The 18,606-nt window shown below is 67.2% G+C and carries 17 protein-coding genes; 2 read left to right on the top strand and 15 right to left on the bottom strand.

Annotated elements, in window-relative coordinates:
* On the top strand, positions 1-1,161 hold the full coding sequence (locus CWC60_RS08320) for an aminotransferase (protein ID WP_109793536.1): 1,161 nt from the start codon (positions 1-3) through the stop codon (positions 1,159-1,161).
* A 225-nt stretch (positions 1,162-1,386) separates the two neighbouring features.
* On the opposite strand, the gene CWC60_RS08315 is transcribed toward CWC60_RS08320, so the two are convergent.
* The 5 genes from CWC60_RS08315 to CWC60_RS08295 form a co-directional block, all read right to left on the bottom strand.
* A complete protein-coding gene (locus CWC60_RS08315; protein ID WP_109793535.1) occupies positions 1,387-1,890 on the bottom strand; it encodes an MgtC/SapB family protein in 504 nt (167 codons plus the stop codon).
* 25 nt (positions 1,891-1,915) lie between these two features.
* Positions 1,916-3,706, bottom strand: coding sequence for an ankyrin repeat domain-containing protein (locus tag CWC60_RS08310; protein WP_109793534.1), 1,791 nt, complete (start codon positions 3,704-3,706; stop codon positions 1,916-1,918).
* 135 nt (positions 3,707-3,841) lie between these two features.
* Positions 3,842-4,861, bottom strand: a complete 1,020-nt coding sequence (gene moaA, locus CWC60_RS08305; protein ID WP_420891152.1) for a GTP 3',8-cyclase MoaA — start codon at positions 4,859-4,861, stop codon at positions 3,842-3,844.
* 50 nt (positions 4,862-4,911) lie between these two features.
* Positions 4,912-6,006 carry a DUF2336 domain-containing protein gene (locus CWC60_RS08300; RefSeq protein ID WP_164516436.1) on the bottom strand — a complete coding sequence of 365 codons (1,095 nt, stop codon included), beginning with the start codon at positions 6,004-6,006 and terminating at the stop codon, positions 4,912-4,914.
* A gap of 132 nt (positions 6,007-6,138) precedes the next feature.
* Complete coding sequence (locus tag CWC60_RS08295; protein WP_164516435.1) at positions 6,139-6,480, bottom strand: response regulator; 342 nt, start codon at positions 6,478-6,480, stop codon at positions 6,139-6,141.
* A 143-nt stretch (positions 6,481-6,623) separates the two neighbouring features.
* Between CWC60_RS08295 and CWC60_RS08290 the strand changes: the two genes are divergently transcribed.
* Complete coding sequence (locus CWC60_RS08290; protein ID WP_206419833.1) at positions 6,624-7,112, top strand: MarR family winged helix-turn-helix transcriptional regulator; 489 nt, start codon at positions 6,624-6,626, stop codon at positions 7,110-7,112.
* Between the two features lie 3 nt (positions 7,113-7,115).
* Here the strand turns inward: CWC60_RS08290 and CWC60_RS08285 are convergent, their stop codons facing one another.
* From CWC60_RS08285 to CWC60_RS08245, 10 genes are read right to left on the bottom strand one after another with little or no spacing between them, the layout of a single operon-like run.
* Positions 7,116-9,668, bottom strand: a complete 2,553-nt coding sequence (locus tag CWC60_RS08285) for an AMP-binding protein (RefSeq protein ID WP_164516434.1) — start codon at positions 9,666-9,668, stop codon at positions 7,116-7,118.
* Entirely contained in the window at positions 9,649-9,993 is a 345-nt protein-coding gene (locus CWC60_RS23545) for a hypothetical protein (protein WP_164516433.1), read from the bottom strand. Before CWC60_RS23545 ends, CWC60_RS08285 begins: the two co-directional genes overlap by 20 nt.
* Positions 9,990-11,141, bottom strand: a complete 1,152-nt coding sequence (locus CWC60_RS08280; protein ID WP_109793915.1) for an N-acetyl sugar amidotransferase — start codon at positions 11,139-11,141, stop codon at positions 9,990-9,992. Before CWC60_RS08280 ends, CWC60_RS23545 begins: the two co-directional genes overlap by 4 nt.
* Positions 11,138-12,961, bottom strand: coding sequence for an asparagine synthase (glutamine-hydrolyzing) (gene asnB, locus CWC60_RS08275; protein WP_109793529.1), 1,824 nt, complete (start codon positions 12,959-12,961; stop codon positions 11,138-11,140). The genes CWC60_RS08280 and asnB overlap by 4 nt, the downstream gene beginning before the upstream one ends.
* Before the next feature lie 6 nt (positions 12,962-12,967).
* On the bottom strand, positions 12,968-13,981 hold the full coding sequence (locus tag CWC60_RS08270) for an N-acetylneuraminate synthase family protein (protein WP_109793528.1): 1,014 nt from the start codon (positions 13,979-13,981) through the stop codon (positions 12,968-12,970).
* 5 nt (positions 13,982-13,986) lie between these two features.
* Positions 13,987-14,685 carry a GNAT family N-acetyltransferase gene (locus CWC60_RS08265; RefSeq protein WP_109793527.1) on the bottom strand — a complete coding sequence of 233 codons (699 nt, stop codon included), beginning with the start codon at positions 14,683-14,685 and terminating at the stop codon, positions 13,987-13,989.
* Positions 14,682-15,773 carry an NAD-dependent epimerase/dehydratase family protein gene (locus CWC60_RS08260; protein WP_109793526.1) on the bottom strand — a complete coding sequence of 364 codons (1,092 nt, stop codon included), beginning with the start codon at positions 15,771-15,773 and terminating at the stop codon, positions 14,682-14,684. Before CWC60_RS08260 ends, CWC60_RS08265 begins: the two co-directional genes overlap by 4 nt.
* Positions 15,760-16,878 (bottom strand): DegT/DnrJ/EryC1/StrS family aminotransferase, encoded by a 1,119-nt coding sequence (locus CWC60_RS08255; RefSeq protein ID WP_420891151.1) that lies wholly within the window; start codon positions 16,876-16,878, stop codon positions 15,760-15,762. The genes CWC60_RS08260 and CWC60_RS08255 overlap by 14 nt, the downstream gene beginning before the upstream one ends.
* A gap of 31 nt (positions 16,879-16,909) precedes the next feature.
* On the bottom strand, positions 16,910-17,917 hold the full coding sequence (locus CWC60_RS08250; RefSeq protein ID WP_109793524.1) for a Gfo/Idh/MocA family protein: 1,008 nt from the start codon (positions 17,915-17,917) through the stop codon (positions 16,910-16,912).
* Positions 17,914-18,606 (bottom strand): cytidylyltransferase domain-containing protein, encoded by a 693-nt coding sequence (locus CWC60_RS08245; RefSeq protein ID WP_109793523.1) that lies wholly within the window; start codon positions 18,604-18,606, stop codon positions 17,914-17,916. The genes CWC60_RS08250 and CWC60_RS08245 overlap by 4 nt, the downstream gene beginning before the upstream one ends.

Here is an 18,606-nt window from a genome sequence, read left to right as displayed (position 1 = left end):
ATGAAACAAGGCAACTCGATCCTCGGCGAATACGGGGTGACCGTATTCGAACTGATGAGCCGTCTGGCCATGCAGCACGGTTCGATCAATCTCGGCCAGGGCTTTCCTGACGACAACGGCCCGGAGGACGTCCGGCGCGTCGCCGCCGAGGCGCTGGAAGACCGGCCCAATCAGTATCCGCCGATGCTCGGCGTACCGGAACTGCGCCAGGCGGTGGCATCCCACGGGAAGCGGTTCTATGACCTGGATGTCGACTGGCAGGCGGAGACGATGGTCACCTCGGGCGCGACGGAGTCGCTGGCCGCATGCTTCCTGGCGCTGATCGAGCCGGGCGACGAGGTCGTCTGTTTCGAGCCGCTCTACGATTCCTATCTGCCCATGATCCGCCGGGCGGGCGGCGTCCCGAAGCTGGTGCGCCTGTCGCCGCCCGACTGGAAGTTGCCCGAGGACCGGCTGCGGGCCGCGTTCTCCGACAGGACCAAGCTGATCCTGCTGAACAACCCGCTCAATCCGGCGGGCAAGGCGTTCAGCCGTGCGGAGCTGGACCTGATCGCCGAACTGGTTCTGGCCCATGACGCCTACGCCGTCTGCGACGAGGTCTACGAGCACATCGTCTTCGACGGGCTGGCGCACATTCCGCTGATCACCCTGCCGGGCATGCGCGACCGGGCGGTCAAGATCGGATCGGCCGGCAAGACGTTCTCACTGACCGGCTGGAAGGTCGGTTACGCCACCGCGGCGCCGGAACTGCTGCAGCGCATCGCCAAGGCGCACCAGTTCCTGACCTTCACCACACCGCCCAACCTGCAGCGCGCCGTCGCCTACGGCCTGGAGAAGGAAGCCAGCTACTTCGCCGGCCTGGCGGCGGTGATGCAGGCCAAGCGTGACCGCATTGCCGAGGGGCTGGTGGCGGCCGGATTCCAGCCCGCGACCTGTCAGGGCACGTACTTCCTGAACGCCGATATCCGGGGGCTGGGCTTCGCCGATGGCGACGTCGCGTTCTGCGAGATGATCACGAAGGAGGCCGGCGTCACCGCGGTGCCGGTCAGCGCGTTCTACGCCGGCGCGGAGGCGCCGTCGAACTTCGTGCGCTTCTGTTTCTCCAAGCAGGACGACATACTCGATGCGGCTTCGGAAAAGCTGGCGACCCGGTTCGCCTGACGCGGACCAGCATTGATTGAATCGCGTTGCCGCCTGGTGTCATGCCCGCCAACGTGCGGGTATCCGGTCAGATCATCTAATGGCGGCGAAGCCGCTCCGGACCCCCGCACGGAGGCGGGGGTGACGCCATGTGGAGACGAATTCCTCTGGCGTGATGGGACTTGACCCCGGTACAGCCACCTCAAGCCGAGCATGCCAGTGGATTCAATATCTTACTGGTCCGCTCTAGCGGAAGTGCTTGCCGCCGGCCTTGCGGTAGTTGGGGTTCTTCATCGCTTCCGTTCGGCCCTGGATGAATTCGAGGACAAACAGGACGGCCGCGGCGCCGAGCGCCAGCGGCAGGGCCAGCCAGAACAGGCCGAGGCCGCAGGCCACGCCCATCGAGCCGGTCACCCAGGTGGCTGCGCCGCTGGCCATGCCCGACAGCCGGTCGTCGCCCGACTTGATGATGGCGCCGGCGCCGAGGAAGCCGAAGGCGCCGATGATGCCTTCGATGACGCGGCCGGGATCGATCCGGTTGTTGACCGGCGCATCCTGGTGAGCGAGTTCCATGCCCGCGATGGTGAACGCGGCCGCACCGACGGCGACGAGCATGTAGGTGCGCAGGCCGACCGGCTTCTTCTTCAGTTCCCGATCCAGACCCAGGATGAAGCCGCAGCCGGCGGCGGCGAGGACGCGGAGCAACGCTTCGCCGACCGGGATGTAGTCCGTCTGCAGAAACTCTTCCATCGTCCACTCCCGATCTTGCGCCGGTTCAGTTGGCCGAGATGCGTCCTTCCAGAAGCCGGACCACGCGGGGCCAGGATTCTTCCTGCGCCCGGTCGAGCGCGGTCTTGCCCTGCCGATCCTCGATCAAGGGGTTGGCGCCGCCGTTCAGCAGCGTTTCGGCGACTTCGAAGTGGCCATTCCACGCCGCCCGGATCAGCGGCGTCGTGCCCGTGTCGTCACGGGCGTTCGGGTCGGCGCCGTGGGCCAGCAGATCCTCGACGATATGCACGTAGCCATTGATGGCGGCCCATGCAAGCGGGGTGCGGCCATCCAGATCGACTGTGTCGATGTCGACACCCTTCTCGATCAGGAATTCCACCACCATCTCGCGTCCGCGCCAGGCGGCGGCGATGATGGCGTCCCGGCCGGAAGCATCGATCGCGTTGGGATCGGCGCCGGCGCGCAGCAGCGTCTCCATCTTGCCGATATTCCCGTGGTCGACGGCCTCGCGCAGGTTTTCGTCCAGCGCCTTCTGGCGCGCCGGCGGCAGACGCTTCTCCGCGTGCTGCTGTTCGATCTTCCGCCGCCGGTTGGCAGCTTCCCGCTCAGCCTGCTGGCGCTCCTCCAGGCTCATCTCGTCGCGCAGCGCCCTGAGCGCGCGGCGGGCCACCACGTTGTCCTCCTCCGCAGCGTTCTTCAGCAGGATGTAGGCCTTCTTGCGACTTTCCTCCACACCATCGCCGGTCAGGTGCTTCTTCGCCAGTTCGATCTGGGCCGGCTCGTAGCCCTTCTCGGCGAGGTCCTCCATGATTGAGCGGGCCTTGGCGCGATCCTTCTCGACGCCATCACCGCGGTCGAGGGCGCGGGCGAGGTTCATCTCCGCGGCGGGAATGCCTTCCTGGGCGGCCTTGCGATAACGCTCGACGGCCTGGCGCGCCCTTTCCCGTTCGGCCGGTGTCAGTGCGTCATCCTGTTTTTCGCGCCTCTCGGAGCGTTCCAGGACTTCCGCCGCCTTCTCCGGCATCGCCGCATCGGGTGTGAGGGTGGCGCGCGTCCGCGCGTCCTGGGCGACCTCGCGCGGGGCTTCCGGAGCCGCGCGATCGGGCGGCTCGATCCGGGGCACGCGCGCTTCGGCCCTGGCGATCTGCAGCCGCTCGAGCCGGCGCTGCATGGCCGCCAGCCGCTCCTCGGCGTTGCGCGCCGCAGCCTCCTGCTTGCGGGCAGCGGCGAGTTTTTGTTCGACCACGGCCTGCGCCTTCATGGCTTCCAGACGGCGGATCTCGGCCTCGATCGCGCGCGCGTTCTCGGGCAGCCGCTCGCGGTCCTGCAGGCGCGATGCGTCAGGTGTCTCTCGCTGTCCTCTTTCCTCGTCCGGGGTCAGCGGCGCGCCGCGTTCGTAGATCAGGGCGACGTCGCCCGGCGCGGCGGGCTCGGGGGCGGCGCCGGCGTCCGCCGGACGGGGCGCGCGGCGGGCGGCCTCGATCGCGGCCGGGCGCACATCGGGCAGGGCGATCTCGGGCGCATTCTCCGGCCTGGGGACCGCGCCTTCGGGCGGGTCGGGGTCGCTGGATTCGATGGCGGTCTCCACAGAGATGGCCGCGGGCAGATCCGGCTCGATGCGCAGCACGTTCTGCGGCTCAGGCTGCTGGTAGACGCCCTCGAAGATCTGGATCGAGATCGGCGACGCGAAACGGTCGAGATCGCGGTCGAAGAGCTGGGGCGCGGCCACGATCAGAACGCCGAGTGCCGCGCCATGGGCCAGACCGGCAACGGTCATGCCCCGGCTGACGTTTTCCGTCACCGACAGGAACTTCGGTATGATGCGGCGCGCGATCATGGCGCGTTGGGACCCCGGGCGTCTGCGTTCAGGCGCGGCGCGCCCTGTGCCCTGCTGGCACAGCGCACGATCCGCACAGGAATTTCAGCAAGATACATGCCCACGTGGGGCGCGTCGCCGTCAAACGGCCCGGGTTCAGCCGCCGGTGACGCTCATGTGCCGGCCGACCGCAGGCGCAGAGCGGCGGCGGTCGATGATGAAATCATGGCCTTTCGGCTTGCGCCCGATGGCCTCGTCGATGGCCTGATCCAGCGCCCTGCCGCTCGGGTCGGCGCGCAGCGGCGCCCGCAGATCGGCCGCATCCTCCTGGCCAAGACACATGTAGAGCGTGCCGGTGCAGGTCAGCCGCACCCGGTTGCAGCTCTCACAGAAATTGTGGGTCATCGGGGTGATGAAGCCCAGCCGCTGGCCGGTCTCCTTCACGAGGGTGTAGCGCGCGGGGCCGCCGGTCTTGTAGTCGGTGTCTTGCAGCGTCCAGTCCTGCGCCAGACGCGCCCGGACCATGGAAAGCGGCAGATACTGGTCGGTGCGGTCGCCGTCGATGTCGCCCAGCGGCATGGTTTCGATCAGGCAGAGGTCGTGGCCGTGGCGGCCGCACCAGTCGACCATGGAGGAAATCTCGTCCTCGTTGATGCCCTTCAGCGCCACGGTGTTGATCTTCACGTGCAGCCCGGCCTTCTGCGCCGCCTCGAGGCCGCGCAGCACCTTGTCCAGCTTGCCCCAGCGCGTGATGCGCTCGAATTTTTCGGGGTCCAGCGTGTCGATGGAGACGTTGACGCGCCGCACGCCGATGGCGGCGAGTTCGTCGGCGAAGCGGTGAAGCTGGCTGCCGTTCGATGTCAGCGTGAGTTCCTCGAGCGCGCCGCTTTCCAGATGCCGGCCGAGATTGCGGAACAGGGTCATGACATCGCGGCGCACCAGCGGCTCGCCGCCGGTGATGCGCAGCTTGCGTACGCCCTTGGCGACGAAAGCCGAGCAGAGGGTGTCCAGTTCCTCCAGGCTCAGCACTTCCGACTTGGGCAGGAAGGTCATGTTCTCCGACATGCAGTAGACGCAGCGGAAATCGCAGCGGTCCGTCACGGAGACGCGGAGATAGCTGATCGTTCTGCCGAACGGGTCGATCAATGGTTCGCCCTTCCGATTGCTCAGGTCCAGTCCGCTATATTGCGCGGCGGACCCGGCGTGTAAAGGCGTGGGCGGCCAGGCTACTTCTGGTGGGCGAGCTGGTTGAGCGCGGCCAGATAGTCCGGATCCTGGCGCCATCGGCGCACGACGGCGAGCGCACTTTCGAACGAGATGTCGTGATAGAGATCGTGCAGACGCTGGCGTTCCTCCGAGTGGCTGCGCGTGAGCGAGCCGCGCGCTGCGCGCGTCAGGTCGTACATGGTCAGAAAGACCTGCCGGTCCATGTCCAGCGCCCGGCAGGCGATGGCGAAGGCCTCGCCGCCCGGTTCGTAGACCAGCCGCCGCATCAGTTCGACGCGCAGACCGCAGAGCCGGGCCAGGGCGAATTCGAACAGGCTGACCTCGCCCTGACGAAGCGATTTCATGACGAAGCCCGTGTTGAGCTGCCCGGCGTTGTAGAGCCGTTCCACCAGCCGCTCCGAGGGGTCGCGCGGCTCGTCTTCGCCGTTGTTGGCGCGAACCGCCTCGTTCATGGCGTTCAGCATCGTTTCGTCCAGGGAAGCCTGGTCGAACTTGTAGTTGTCGAGGATGTACTGGCGCAGCGCAGCGGAAACCCAGGCGTACATCCGCTTGGCCAGCGGCTTGGGCAGGTCCGGCCGGCGCAGCAGCGGCTTCTGGTAGCGATCGACGCGTTCCGATTCGGCCACCAGATGCTCCAACAGCACCTCGGAGATCTGTGCGCTGCTGTTCTCCAGCAGGGCGACGACCACGTCCTCGCCGCCATGCCTGGCCAGCGCATCGCTGACCTCGGCGGAGATGTCGGCGCGCATGGCGGTCGCCAACTGGTGCTGCAGCGTGCGGTGGCGGACGATCTCGACGAGATCGGCGTCGCGCAGCGCGCGGCAGTCCATCAGAATGGGGTAGGCGACCTCGATCTGGTCATTGGCGAGCATGGCCGCCAGTTCCGGCGGAGCGTTGTCGTCGGCGGCGAGTTTCTCGGCCAGCCGCCGGCGCACCGTCATTTCCACGTCATGGCTCAGGCGGCGGAGAATGTCGGTCATGATTCCCCGTTCGTTGTCGGACAGGGCGTCGCCGTCCGTTTCGAACAGGTTCCAGACATCCTCGTAGAGACGCGCGCGGCCTTCCCGGCTCTTGCGCTGAGCCAGATCAAACAACGCCTTGACGTCAGGTTTGGCTCTCTGCGCCGGATTCAACACCAGATGCTCCAGTCGTGCGATCTGCTTTCCACGATATGCGGCAAGGGTTAACGAACGAATAAGCATGCAATTTCAATTGCGTGACGGGCATCACCCGACGGCGCGGCGGACGAAATCCACGATCGCGGGAAGCGGCAGCGGCTTTTCCAGAATGGCGAACGCAGCCAGCGAATCCCGGCTCGCCTTGGAGAGCTGCTCGGGGAATCCCGACATCAAAATGACCTTGGCCGCCGGCGCGTAGCGGTGGACCATAGCGGCCGCTTCGATGCCATCGATGCCCGGCAGCTGGATGTCGAGCAGGACCACCGTCGGCTGCGCCCGGCGGACCGCGTGCAGACCGGCGAAGACGTTCGATTCGACACGCACCGTGAATCCGGAACCCGCGATGAAACGGCCGATGATTTCGCCGCCGGCCCTGTCGTCGTCGATCACGACGACGCTCGGCGTGGCGGCGCCGTCTTCCATCCCACCGATATCGCGCGTACTCATGATTGATGGCCTGGTTGGGGCAGGGGCTTGTTAAGGAAACGCTGCCACCATCATCTTACCGTTCGCTTAACCGCCGGAGCGACTTCATGGCCGAAAGCCATCAGCCGGACAGCATGACCCGCGATCCGGGCCGCGCCTACCGTGCCGTAACCCGTATGATCGAGCGTCTTCACCGCCTCTATCTGGACGTGATCCGGGCGGAGCTGGATCGCCTCGGCATCGCCGACATCAGCGCCGTCCAGGCTCTGCTTCTGACCAATATCGGCGACGCGGAGGTGAACGTCCGCACCCTGACGGAGCGCGGCTACTATCAGGGTTCCAACGCCTCCTACAACCTCAAGAATCTGGTCGAGGCCGGCTATATCGAGCAGTTCAAGTCGTCCCAGGACCGCCGCGCGACGATTGTCCGCCTGACACGGACAGGCCGCGCGCTGTCGGAGAGGATCGCCGGGCTGGAGGCCGATTTCGCCGACGTCTTCGATGCCGAAGGCAATGATCTGGCGGCGCTGCTGGTGCGGCTCGAGGCCCTGGAGCACGGCTGGACCAACCACATCCGCAGCCTGCCGCTCGGCTGAGCGTCAGCGCGCGCCGATCACCCGCGCGGGCACGCCGGCGGCCAGCGCATAGGGCGGGATCGTGCCCGTCACGGTGGATCGCGCCGAGATCACCGCGCCATTGCCGATCTTCGCGCCCGGCGTGACCAGCACGTTGGAGGCCAGCCAGACGTCGGCGCCGATCAGCACCGGTTCATGCCGGTAGCCCTGGTGCATGATGGGCTCGCGCCCGCGATAGTTGTGCTCGGAAGCGATGATGGTGCAGTGGCCGGCGGTCGCCGTGTCGCGGCCGATGGTGACGTTCTCGCCGGCGTTGATGATCGAGGAAAAGGCGATCTGGGCGCGGTCGCCGAGGCGGATCTCGGCGTCGTTCGCCGCCACCAGCCGGGCCATGGTGTCGATGGCGCAGCCGTCACCGATGGTGATTTTCCCGTTCTCGCGCACCTTCAGATCGGCCCAGGGCATGATCGTGACCCCGTCGCCGATGCTGAGATTGCGCGGATTTCCCTCGAGCCGGAGCAGGAGCGGGCCCAGTACACGGAGGCCCCGGCCATGGCGGACGCCGAGGGTCCGGAGGCGGAAGCGGTAGTACCAGGTCCAGAAGCCGGGTCGGCGCGACGAAAGCGCGACCGGCCCGTCGGCGCGCATGGGCACGTCGTCGGGGCCGAAGTCGAAGGCGGTCTCGCCGCCGATGCCGCCGTCCTTCAGGCGCTCGACGGTCGCTGCGATGGCGGCGATCGTGTCGAGGGCATCCGGGTCGGCGGCCACGCTCTCGGGCAGGCGGATGTCGAAGGCCCGCTCGATTTCCAGCACCAGATTGACGATTGAGAAGCTGTCGATGCGGCCGGAGCGGATCAGCGGTTCGTGATCCTCCGCTCGCCCGGCGCTCAGGATCTGGCCGTTCACCACCTGGCGGACGCGCTCCAGCGTGGTAGCCGGGGCGATGGCCGGGGCCGCGGGCTTCGGCGCGAACTCGGCGCGGTAGCGCTCCAGATTGGCGCTGCGGGCCAGCTTCCCGGAGGTCGATTTCCTCAGCCAGCGCGGCGGCACGATATGGACGGCGCGCGGACTGACCTCGGTGGCCGCGGCGACCGTGGCCCTTACGGTTTCCGACAGGCCCGCCCAATCGGCTTCGGGGCGGTCACTTTCGGCCAGCACCAGCAGATGCTGCGTGCCGGCGGCGTCGTCGGCCTCGCCGAGCGCGACGCTCCGGCCCGGCGTGATTCCGTCCACGCCTTCGGCCAGCGCCTCGATGTCGTGAGGGTAGATGTTCTTGCCGCCGATGATGATCAGGTCGCGCTTGCGGCCGGTGACGTAGAGATGCCCGTCCAACAGGCAGCCCAGATCGCCGCTGAGATACCGGCCATCCTTCAGCGCCTCGGCCGTCGCCTCCAGGTTGCCATCGTATTCGCGGAAGAGCGAGTGCGAGAGGATCTCGATCTCGCCTGTCGCGCCGTCGGGCAGCACCTGCCCATCATCGCCCAGTATGCGGACCTCGGTGCCCGGCAACACAACGCCGGACGAGACGAGCCGGCGTCCATCCCGCTCGACCGACCGGAGGGGTTCGCCGAAGCCGCCCGACGTGACGGCGTAGGTCGCTTCGGCCATGGCGTAGGAGGCGGCCAGCGCATCCTCGCGGAAGCCGTGGGCGCGGAAGCGGTCGAGGAAGGCGGCGTGCGCCGCTGCGGTCACCGGCTCCGAGCAATTGACCACGCCGCGCAGGCTCGACAGCTCCCAATCGTATTCCGGCGCATTCCTCGCCATGAAGGCGTAGGCGAAGTTCGGCAGCCAGCCGAGCGTGCCCTTGTGTCTTGTCACCGCGTCGAGCCACAGGCCGGGCCTCTGTACCCAGTCGAACGGCGACATGGCGACCAGCCGGCAGCGGCGGATCAGCGGCAGGAAGAAGCACGCGATCAGGCCCATGTCGTGATAGAGCGGCAGCCAGGAGACGATGGTGTCGCGTTCGTCGGCGCCGATGGTCTCGCCATAGGTCCGGATCTGCCAGAGCAGGGCGCGGTGGCTGATGACGACGCCCTTCTTCAGTCCCGTCGTGCCCGACGAGTATTGCAGGAAGGCGGCGTCGTCCGGCGCCACTGAAGGTGCGGGATGATCGCGGTGTTCCGGGTCGATGTCGTCGGGCGTCGCCAGATGCTCGAAGCTGCCGATCCTGTTCACCAGCGGCGTCAGCTTCGGCGCAAGTTCGTCATAGGTGACCAGCGCCCTGGCGCGGCTGCCGGTGAGCAGCGTCCCGATGGTCTCGAAATAGACGGCCTCCGAGAGCTTGGGCGAGGGGTGGGCGAACATGGTCGGCACCGCGCCCAGCAGCAGCGCGCCGATATAGGCGGCGTAGAGGTCGACGCTGTGGCGCAGGATCACGACAACGCGGTCACCCTGAACGATTCCGTGGCCCGCGAAATGCGCAGCCCAGCATTCGGCGCGCTCCAGCAGTTCGGAATAGGTGAAGACGCGTTCGCGCCCGTCCGCCTCGATCAACGTCAGGAACGGGCGCCCGTCCTCGCGCAGCCGGTTGGCGGCGAGCACGCCCTGGATGGTGTCCTCAGTCCAGGGGGCGTTCATCCAGCCACTCCAGCACCGTCTGCCGCTCCGAGGCGCAATAGCGGTCGAAATCCGCCATACGGTCGCTGTCGACGACCATGACGTAGACCTGCCCGCGCGCATTGCGGACCAGGGCCGTCTTGAAGCCCTCCGATTTCAGCCGGCCGTTCACGGACGGCGTGGCGTAGAAGCCGAAATCCCTGGCAGCCACATCCATGCGCTTGCCGGCCTCGGTCACCAGCGTGACCTGCTCGTCCGGCCGCAGCTCGACATCGCCGCAGTCGCTGATGGCAATGCCGGGCGCGGGCTCGAACACACGCGGGGGATTCCTTTCCGCCAGCCTCATGCGGCGCGCTCCATCGGCACAGCCGGCCAGTCCCGGCTCTCGACGGGGAAGCCGTCAATGATCCAGCGGCCGTCGCGCGCCGTCCAGACATCATGGTCGCGGAACTTTTCCTCCAGTGCGGCGAACTCGGCCGCCGAGAGTCCCATGAAATCGCAGGCGCGGGCGATGTCGGCGTCGGGCCGCTGATCGCCCAGCCGCCCGATGATGGCCAGTGCCTCGTCGCGGCTCATCCGGCCATTGCGGATCTCCAGCGCCAGATTGTCGAACAGCCGCGTGAAGCCGAATTTCGGCCACTTGAACCAGTGGTGGACGGAGATGAAGTCGCAGTCGATGTCGGCATAGTCGTAGAGGCCGATCTTGGGGCCCTCGGGGCGGCGGCGGAAGCCATTGGCCTCGGCGACGCGCAGGCTCTCGGCCGGATCCCACTGCAGATAGTAGCCCATGAAGATGGAGCGGACCTGCGCCTGCCGGAACTCCTCCTCCGCGGGCGGGCAGTAGGCCGCCAGCTCGGCGGTGGTCAGCTCGTCGCCGGCCCAGTCCAGCGCCTCCCGGCCCTGCAGGATGCCGTGGCGCTTCAGCCAGGCGTGGTTCAACAGGTCCAGGTCGCTGTCGCCCTTCTGCCCTCCATACTCCATGAACGGGCTCTCGCCCCAGACGATCAGCGGCACGCGCATCTGCACGGCGATCCGCATGGGGATGGCGAAGATGGCGAGGTGCATGGGCACGGCGCTGGACCCGGTCTCGATCAGCGTCTTCTTCATGAACCGCGCCTCGACGGACGGATCGATCGAGAAATCGATATGGTCGACACCCAGCGCCACCAACCGGTCCAGGTTGGCCTGGCCCAGGGCGTTGCGGCCCGGCGAGCGCCAGGTCACGGCGAGCACCTTCATGTCCATCTCGAGACACTTGGCGACCTGCCAGAAGCTGTCCTTGCCGCCGGAGACGGGGACGATGCAGTCATAGGCCGCCTTGCGCGCCTTCGCGCCGCGGAAGAGCCGTTCCAGGGCCTGGCCGCGCCCGGCCCAGTCGATGCTCGAACGGTTGTCGCTGTGGCCCTTGCAGGCATTGCAGACCCCGTCCGCGCCGATCTCGATGCCGGGACGGCTGTCGGGCAGGACGCAGCTCTGACAGAAACGGACGCTCATGCCCATTGCTCCATGAACAGCTTGGCGGAGACGAAGGAGAAGAGGAACTTCGAGAAACTGTTGGGCAGCTCCGCGCGGCCCATGGCTTCCTCGACCTTCTCGCGGCGGACGATGTCGAAGATCGGGCCGTCGTCCAGGATGCGCTCCCGCGTCTTCGGGGTGTCGAGATCGAAGAGGCTGCGGAAGGCGGCATTGAACCCCTTCTTGTGCCGGTCCAGGCGAACCGTGTCGTTGAGCACGTCCTTCGCCGCCTCGCGCAGGGGCGCCTTGGCGTAGCCGTCGCGGATCAGGTGCTCGGGCGGGATGGTGTAGGCGAAGTCGCAGAGGGCGCGGTCCAGATAGGGACTGCGGTTCTCGATCGAGGAGCGCATGGAATTGAGGTCGTCCTCCCGGACGATGATCGGCACGGCCTCGACGCATAGCTCGTTCAGCATGCGGTTGCGCAGCAGGTCGCCGGAGAGCGGTTCCTCGGTGAAGTCCTCCCGGAAGGGCTCGGTCAGATAGTCGGAGAAGACATCCGCATTGAGGTAGATGTGGCCGCGGAAGTCCGGGTCGGCGTCGTAGAGTCCGGGATTCTGCAGGTGCGGGTTGCGCACGATCGGCGCGAGATGCGTCTGCCAGTCCTGCAGCCGCGCCGCGCGGTCGGGGTGATTGCGCATGGCGTGCAGGTGCAGGTTGAAGTGGTCGTAATAGCCGGTGACCAACTCGTCCGCGCCGGTGCCGGAGACGGCGACCTTGAAGCCCTGCTCCCGCATCGCCTCCGACAGCAGGCTGTGGACGTAATAGGACGCGGTGGCCACGGGCTTGCCGTGATAGCCGACGAGCTCGGCGAAACGGTCGAGGTCCGACGATTGCGACAGGCGGATCTCGCGGTGGCGGCAGCCCAGGTCGTCCACAGTCGCGCGGATGTTGCCGCTCTCGTCGTAGCGCGGGTCGGGATCGATGATGGAGAAGGTCGCGACGTCCGCGCCGTGATGCTTTGCCGCGAAGGAGGCCAGCGCCGCACTGTCGACGCCGCCTGACAGGCAGAAGGCGATGGGCACGTCGGCGCGGAGCCTGAGGCGCATGCTCTCCGAGAGATGATGGCGTACGCCTTCCACGGCTTCCGCGAAGGTCAAGGCGGCGTCAGGTGTGTAGCGGGGCCGCCAGTAGCGCGCGATCTCGACGTCGCCATTGCCGCCGACGGTGAGATTGCAGCCGGGCGGCAGCTCCTTCACCCCGCGGTGGAACAGGGCGTCGGACTTGTAGAGGGACTTGTAGCCGTTCACCAGGAAGCGGCGCACGGTCTCCCGCTCGACCTCGGGCCGTTCGCCGCTCAGTGCGGCCAGGCCGGCGATCTCGGAGGCGAAGTGGAAGCCGTCGGGGCCATTGCGCCAGAGCAGCGGCTTTTCGCCGAACGGGTCGCGGGAGACGAACAGCCGGTGGCGATCGGCGTCATGAATGGCGAAGGCCCACATGCCTTCCAGCCGGTCGACGCAGCCCTCGCCCCAGCGACGGTAAGCTTCCAGCAGCACCTCGGTGTCGGAACGCGTGACAAAGCGCGCGCCCAGCGCCTCGAGCTCCCGGCGCAGTTCGACGTGGTTGTAGATCTCGCCGTTGAAGACCAGGGTCAGGCCGCCGCGGCGGAAGGGCTGGTTGGACCGCCGGTCGAGGTCGATGATGGCGAGCCGGGTGTGCAGCAGCGTGACCGCAGCGGCGCCTTCATGGGTCTGGAACAGCCCGCGCGCGTCCGGGCCGCGCCGGTGCAGGGCGCGGAAGGCTGCCTGAATGCGCGGCGGTGGCGGCGCGACCGGGCCGATATGTCCGGCGATGCCGCACATCGGCGGTCAGGCCAGCAGATCGGGCGCGAAGCGCTGGCCCGGGGCCATGGCCGCGGTCAGCGTGCGGCCGATGACGCGGTCTTCCTCGCCGGGGGGGAAACCGTCGCCGGGACGGACCCAGACCAGGTCGTCTTCGCCGACGACATGGCCGGGGTGGAGCGGCTTCTTCGCCGCGATGGAGCGCCTGATCAGCGGCGCCGCGTCGCGCTCGCAATCGGCCATGGCCACGCGGCCGTCGCCAAGCAGGGTCTCGGTCAGGCGGATGCGCTCCACCAGCGCCTTCATTTCCGCGGGATCGGCGGAGAGCTGATGGTCGCGGAAGTCGGAATGGTCATGCGCGATAGTGAAATGCTTCTCGACGATGCGCGCGCCGATTGCGACGGCGACGACCGCTGCGTCGATTCCCTGGGTGTGGTCGGAATAGCCCACGGCGCAATCGGGCAGGGCGGCCTGCATGGCCGCGACGGCGCGGACATTGGCCGCCTCGGGCGGGGTCGGATAGGCGGAGACGCAGTGCAGCACGCCCAGGCCGGGCGCCACGCCACGGTCGGCCCAGAGGCCGTGAATCCTGTCCGCGGCCTGCCGAACCAGGGCCATGTCGGCAAGCCCGGTCGAGAAGATGGTAGGCATTTCCCGGCCGGCGACGAAGTCGATCAGCGGCCAGAAATTGTTATCGGAACTGGCGATCTTGAAGGCGTCGACATGACCGTCCAGGAAGGCAGCGCTTTCCATGTCCAGCGGCGTCGAGATGAAGGAAAGGCCCTCGGCCCGGGCCAGTTCGCCCAGTGCGGCGAACTGGTCGTAGCTCAGTTCGAAGCCCTTCAGGCGCTGGAAACGGACGGCGTCCTCGGCCGCGATGAACTGCTCCGTGCGGAAGGTCTGGAACTTGACGGCGTCGACGCCGGCGTCGGCGGCGAGATGGACCATTTCCTTCGCCAGGCCGAAATCGCCCTCGTGGTTGTTGCCGACTTCGGCGATGACAAAGGCGCGCTGGTCGGTGTCGTGGCTGGCGATCCGCATGGGCTCTACCCGTGATAATGGAAAACGTAGGTGGCGGAGATGATCCGGAACTTGTCGCGGCTGTAGGCGTGCAGGGCCCGCGCATTGGCGGCCTGGGTGCCGACCTTCACGCGGCCGAGATCCGGGATTGTCGATTCGGCGAAGGCCAGCATGTCGGAGGCCAGGCCGCGGCCGCGGAAGCGGCTGTTGACGGCCACCAGGTCGATGACCAGCAGGTCGCCCTGCTGGAAAAGCTGCAGGAAGCCGGCGATCTCGCCGTCGATTTCCGAGACGACCATGTGGTCGCCGCGCCTGCCGTCGAAATAATTCCCCGCCCAGGCCCGCTTGATCCGGTCGGCCGTCGAACGCGGGATGAGCGGATCCAGATGGAAGCGCGAATAGGTGAAGGCGCTTTCGGCCAGCCGTTCCACGGCGGCCCGGTCGTCGGGCATGGCGAAGCGCCCGGTGCGGCTGCGGGCCACCGGCCAGGCCGGCCGCTCGAGCTGCAGATTGGTGTCGACCAGCCGGAATCCGGCATTCTCCACGCGACCCACGGTTTCGACGTCGTTGGCCGGCGCCTTGACGTCGACAAAGCAGGGCCCGTCCCCGGGCAATGGCACGCGATCGAGTTCCCGGCCGGTCGGCGTGAGGTGCCAGGCCGGTTTCCCGATCATTCCGCTCAGCCATGAATCGGGCTGCAGCGCCATTGCCGGGGCGTCGTTCATGCCCAGGCGCGGCGGGTCAGATAGACGACCTGGCCGGCATCGACGCCGCCCTGGTTGAGCTGGTCCCAGTTCGCCTTGTACCAGTCGATGTAGTCGACGAAGCCCCGCTCCAGCGGATACTGCGGATCGTAGCCGATCAGCGAGCGCGCCTTGTCGACGTTCAGCGTGCCGCGTTCCGGCATCAGGCTGTCGCGCGGATTGTGCTTCACGTCGATGCCGGGGAAATGCTGTCGGATGATGTCGACCATCTGATTGAGCGAGCGCGCGTCGCCATAGGTCAGGTTGAAGATCTCGTTGGCCGCGTCCTTCGAGGTCAGCGCGCCCATGACCCCGCCGATCAGGTCCTGGACATAGGTGAAGTCCAGGCAGTCGGAGCCGTCGCCGTTGATGGTCAGCGTGTTGCCGCGCAGCGCGTTCTCGATCAGCGCCTGGCCGACCCGGCGGCTGACGCAGCGCTCGCCATAGAGCGCCGAGGGGCGGATGATGGTGAACGGCAGTCCGAAGACCTGATTGTAGGCGATCACCATCTTCTCGCCCGCGAACTTCAGCGCGCCGTATATGCCGAGCGGGTTGCACGAGGTTTCCTCGTCGACCACGCCGTCGGCGAAGGTGCCGTAGACCATCGACGAGGAGAAGTAGACGAACCGGTCGACGTTCAGCCGCGATGAGCGGGCCACGTCGAGGGCGTTCTCCAGCGTGCGCAGCGAGTGGTCGAATGTGGAGTAGGGATCCTTGTTGGAGCGGTTGGCGTGCGCCACTGCGGCCAGGTGGATGATGGCGTCCGGGTTCAGGTCCTCCATCGTCTCCGACAGACCGTGATAGTCGCGGGCGTCCATCTCCACGAAAGGCACGCGCGCCTCGTGCAGCAGGTTCATGCGCTGCTTGATGAAGTTGAGATAGATCTCGCCGTTGGGGTTCGTGTACCGCTCCCGCTCGATGGCGTAGTAGTTGTTTACGCCCAGGCTGTCGACGACGGCGACGTCGACGCCGGCCCGCTTCATGGTCAGCGCCATGTTGTGGCCGATGAAGCCGGCGCCGCCGATGATGGCGACCTTGCGCCCCTTCAGGGGATGATCAGTTGCAGACATCGTGGATCGCCCTCTTCATCGCTTGCGTAATTCGGTCCATGTCGTCCTCGTCCAGGTGCGGCCCGACCGGCAGCGCGATCGACTGGCGGCTGATGCGGGTCGCGTTGGGAAAATCCTCGGCCTTCAGGCCGTACTTGTCGCGGTAGTAGCCGAGCGCCGGGACTGGGCCGGGGTAGTAGACCGAGCTGCCGACGCCCTGCGCCTTCAGCGCCGCCACGATCTCCGAACGGCGGCCCTCGGCGGGGCCCTTCAGGATCGCGCTCAGGCAGTAGTGGCTGCTTTCCAGGCCGTCATGGCTGGAGCGAAGGAGATCGAGTTCGTCGATTTCCTTCAGGCCCGTCTCGAGATGCCAGTAGTTGCGGTGGCGCGCGGCGAGGAAGCCCTCGAGACGCTTGATCTGCTCGATGCCGATGGCCGCCTGGAGCTCGTTCATGCGGTAGTTGAAGCCGAGCTGGGTGACATCGTAGACGCCGGGCTCGGCGCGTTCGACTACCGTGCGGTCCAGGCCGAAGGCCTTCTGGCGGCGGATGCGCTCGGCGATGCCGGCATCGCGGGTCAGAACCATGCCGCCCTCGGCGGTGGTCATGTGCTTGACCGGATAGAAGGAAAAGCAGCCGAGATCGCCCAGCAGGCCGGCGTGGATGCCGTCGACAGTGGAGCCGATGGCGAGCGCCGCGTCCTCGATGACCGGCAGGCCGTGCCTCGACGCGATCGCGTTCAGGCGGCGCATGTCGACCGGCATGCCGAGATAGTGCACCACGGAGATCGCCTTGGTGCGCTCGTTTATGGCGGCTTCGATCTGTTCCAGGTCGGCGTTGCCCGTGACCGGCTCGGCGTCGACGAAGACAGGCTTCGCGCCGACATACTCGACGGCGTGGGCCGTGGCGGTGTGGGTCTGGGCGGGAACGATCACCTCGTCGCCTTCACCGAGACCCATCTGGAACCAGGCGAGATGCAGGCCGGCGGTGCAGGAGGAAACGCTGACCGCCTCGCCGCCGCCGCACCAGCCGGCGAAATCATTCTCGAAGGCGACGGCGCGGGGGCCGTGGACGAGCTGCGGGCTGTCGAGCACGTCGAGCACCGCGCGGCGCTCCTCCTCGCCCAGGATCGGGCGCCCGAAGTGGATTTCCTTCGGTTCAGAAGGAGCGGACGGGCTCCGCGCGTCCGCTGTGGACGGCGCGTTCGATGGCGAAGCAGACGGCGAGGGCGCTGAATATCCCATCGACGCCTACCTCCGGCTCACGGTCTTCGATGACCGCGTCCACGAAATCGTGCAGAAGATCGCCCTTGTCGACACCGGGATAAGCCTCCGTGATCGCCTCCGGCTCCATGCCGGGATCACGGGAACGGTAAACAAACGCGCTTTCCAAACGGTTAACGAAGCTGGCCGCGGTGCCGTAGACCTCCAGCTTGTGGAAGTGGGGCTTCACGCAGCCGCCATTGCAGCCGATATTGGCCACCATGCCGCTCTCGAAGCGCACGATCGCCTGGACCAGATCGTGATTGGCGAAGCCGCTGCCGCGGGTGGCGATGCGGTTGCCATAGGCTTGGACTTCCACGGCGCGGTCGCCGGTCAGCCAGAGCACGAGATCGATCATGTGCACCGCGCCGCCCAGCACCAGCGAATAGCCCGGCAAGTCGCCGCGCCAGCCGCCCAGCAGCTTGTGGAGTCGGCCGTACTGGTAGTCGGCGTCGATGTGGAAGATCTCGCCGAAGCGGCCGTCCTCGATCTCCGCCTTCAGCCAGCGGAAGCGGGGGCAACGGCGCAGGATCAGGTTCGACGACAGTTTCAGATGCGGTTTCTCGCGCAGCTTGTCGCGGACGATGCGGGCATGATCCTCGCGCAGGACGACCGGCTTCTCGACGAAGACATGCTTGCCGGCGTCGAGGGCGCGGACGACCTGTTCGAAATGATGCTGGTCGTAGCTGGCGATGGAGACGATGGCGATTTCCGGGTCGTCCAGTACCGCATCCGCGTCCGCCGAGATCGGCCGCTCGGGATGGCGGCTGGCGACGTCGGCGCGCTTGTCGGGGCAGAAGTCGGCGAGGCGGGTCACGCGACAGCCCGGATGGCGCTCATAGCCCGCGATGTGGCGTTCGCCGACGCCGAGGCCGATCACGCCCGCGGCGATGGGGGGGGTCATGCGCTGCGCTCTTCCAGTTTCGGCGCCAGTTCGTGCCAATGATAGCGCCAGGCGGGGGCGGAGAGTTCGCGGGCCACCTGCCGGAAACGCTGGAACTCCTCCTCGGTGTCGACGACCATCGACGTGGCGCTCGCGTCAGTGTCGGCGCGGATGGTGACGATGCGATAGCCCGACTCGGGGCGGTAGAACCACGGCGTCACGTGCTCGCGGTCCGCGGGATCGTGCATGCGGCTCTCGGCGCCGAGGAAAATGGCGCTGTCGATGACCTCGATGGACTGTCCCTTGGGGAAGGTGCGCTCGACGACATTGGACACGAGGTCCGGCCGTTCGGCGCGGAACAGTTCCACAGCGCGGTCGACGATGCGGTAGTCGATCAGCGGGCTGTCGCCGGAGATCCGCACGAAGGCCCGGACGGGAAAGCGTTCCAGGACACATCGGAAGCGGCCGGCCACGTCCAGCAGGGGGCCGCGGATCACGGGTGTCCCGCGCGCCGTGCAGTGGGCGGCCAGCGCGTCGTCCAGGGGATCGTCGGACGTCGCCACGATCAGCGGCCTGGCGCTGCGGCAGCGTTCCAGCGCGTCCAGGGTGTAGTCGATCAGCCGCCGGCCGGCCACGGCGCGCATAACCTTGGCGGGGCAGCGTTGCGAGCCCGTCCGCGCCTGCACGATAACCGGTATGAGGTCCTGCAT

Origin of the sequence: Minwuia thermotolerans, assembly GCF_002924445.1 — a bacterium.
Lineage (GTDB): Bacteria > Pseudomonadota > Alphaproteobacteria > Minwuiales > Minwuiaceae > Minwuia > Minwuia thermotolerans.
Note: the sequence above shows the minus strand (reverse complement) of the source record. Positions and strands in the feature narration are given on the sequence as shown.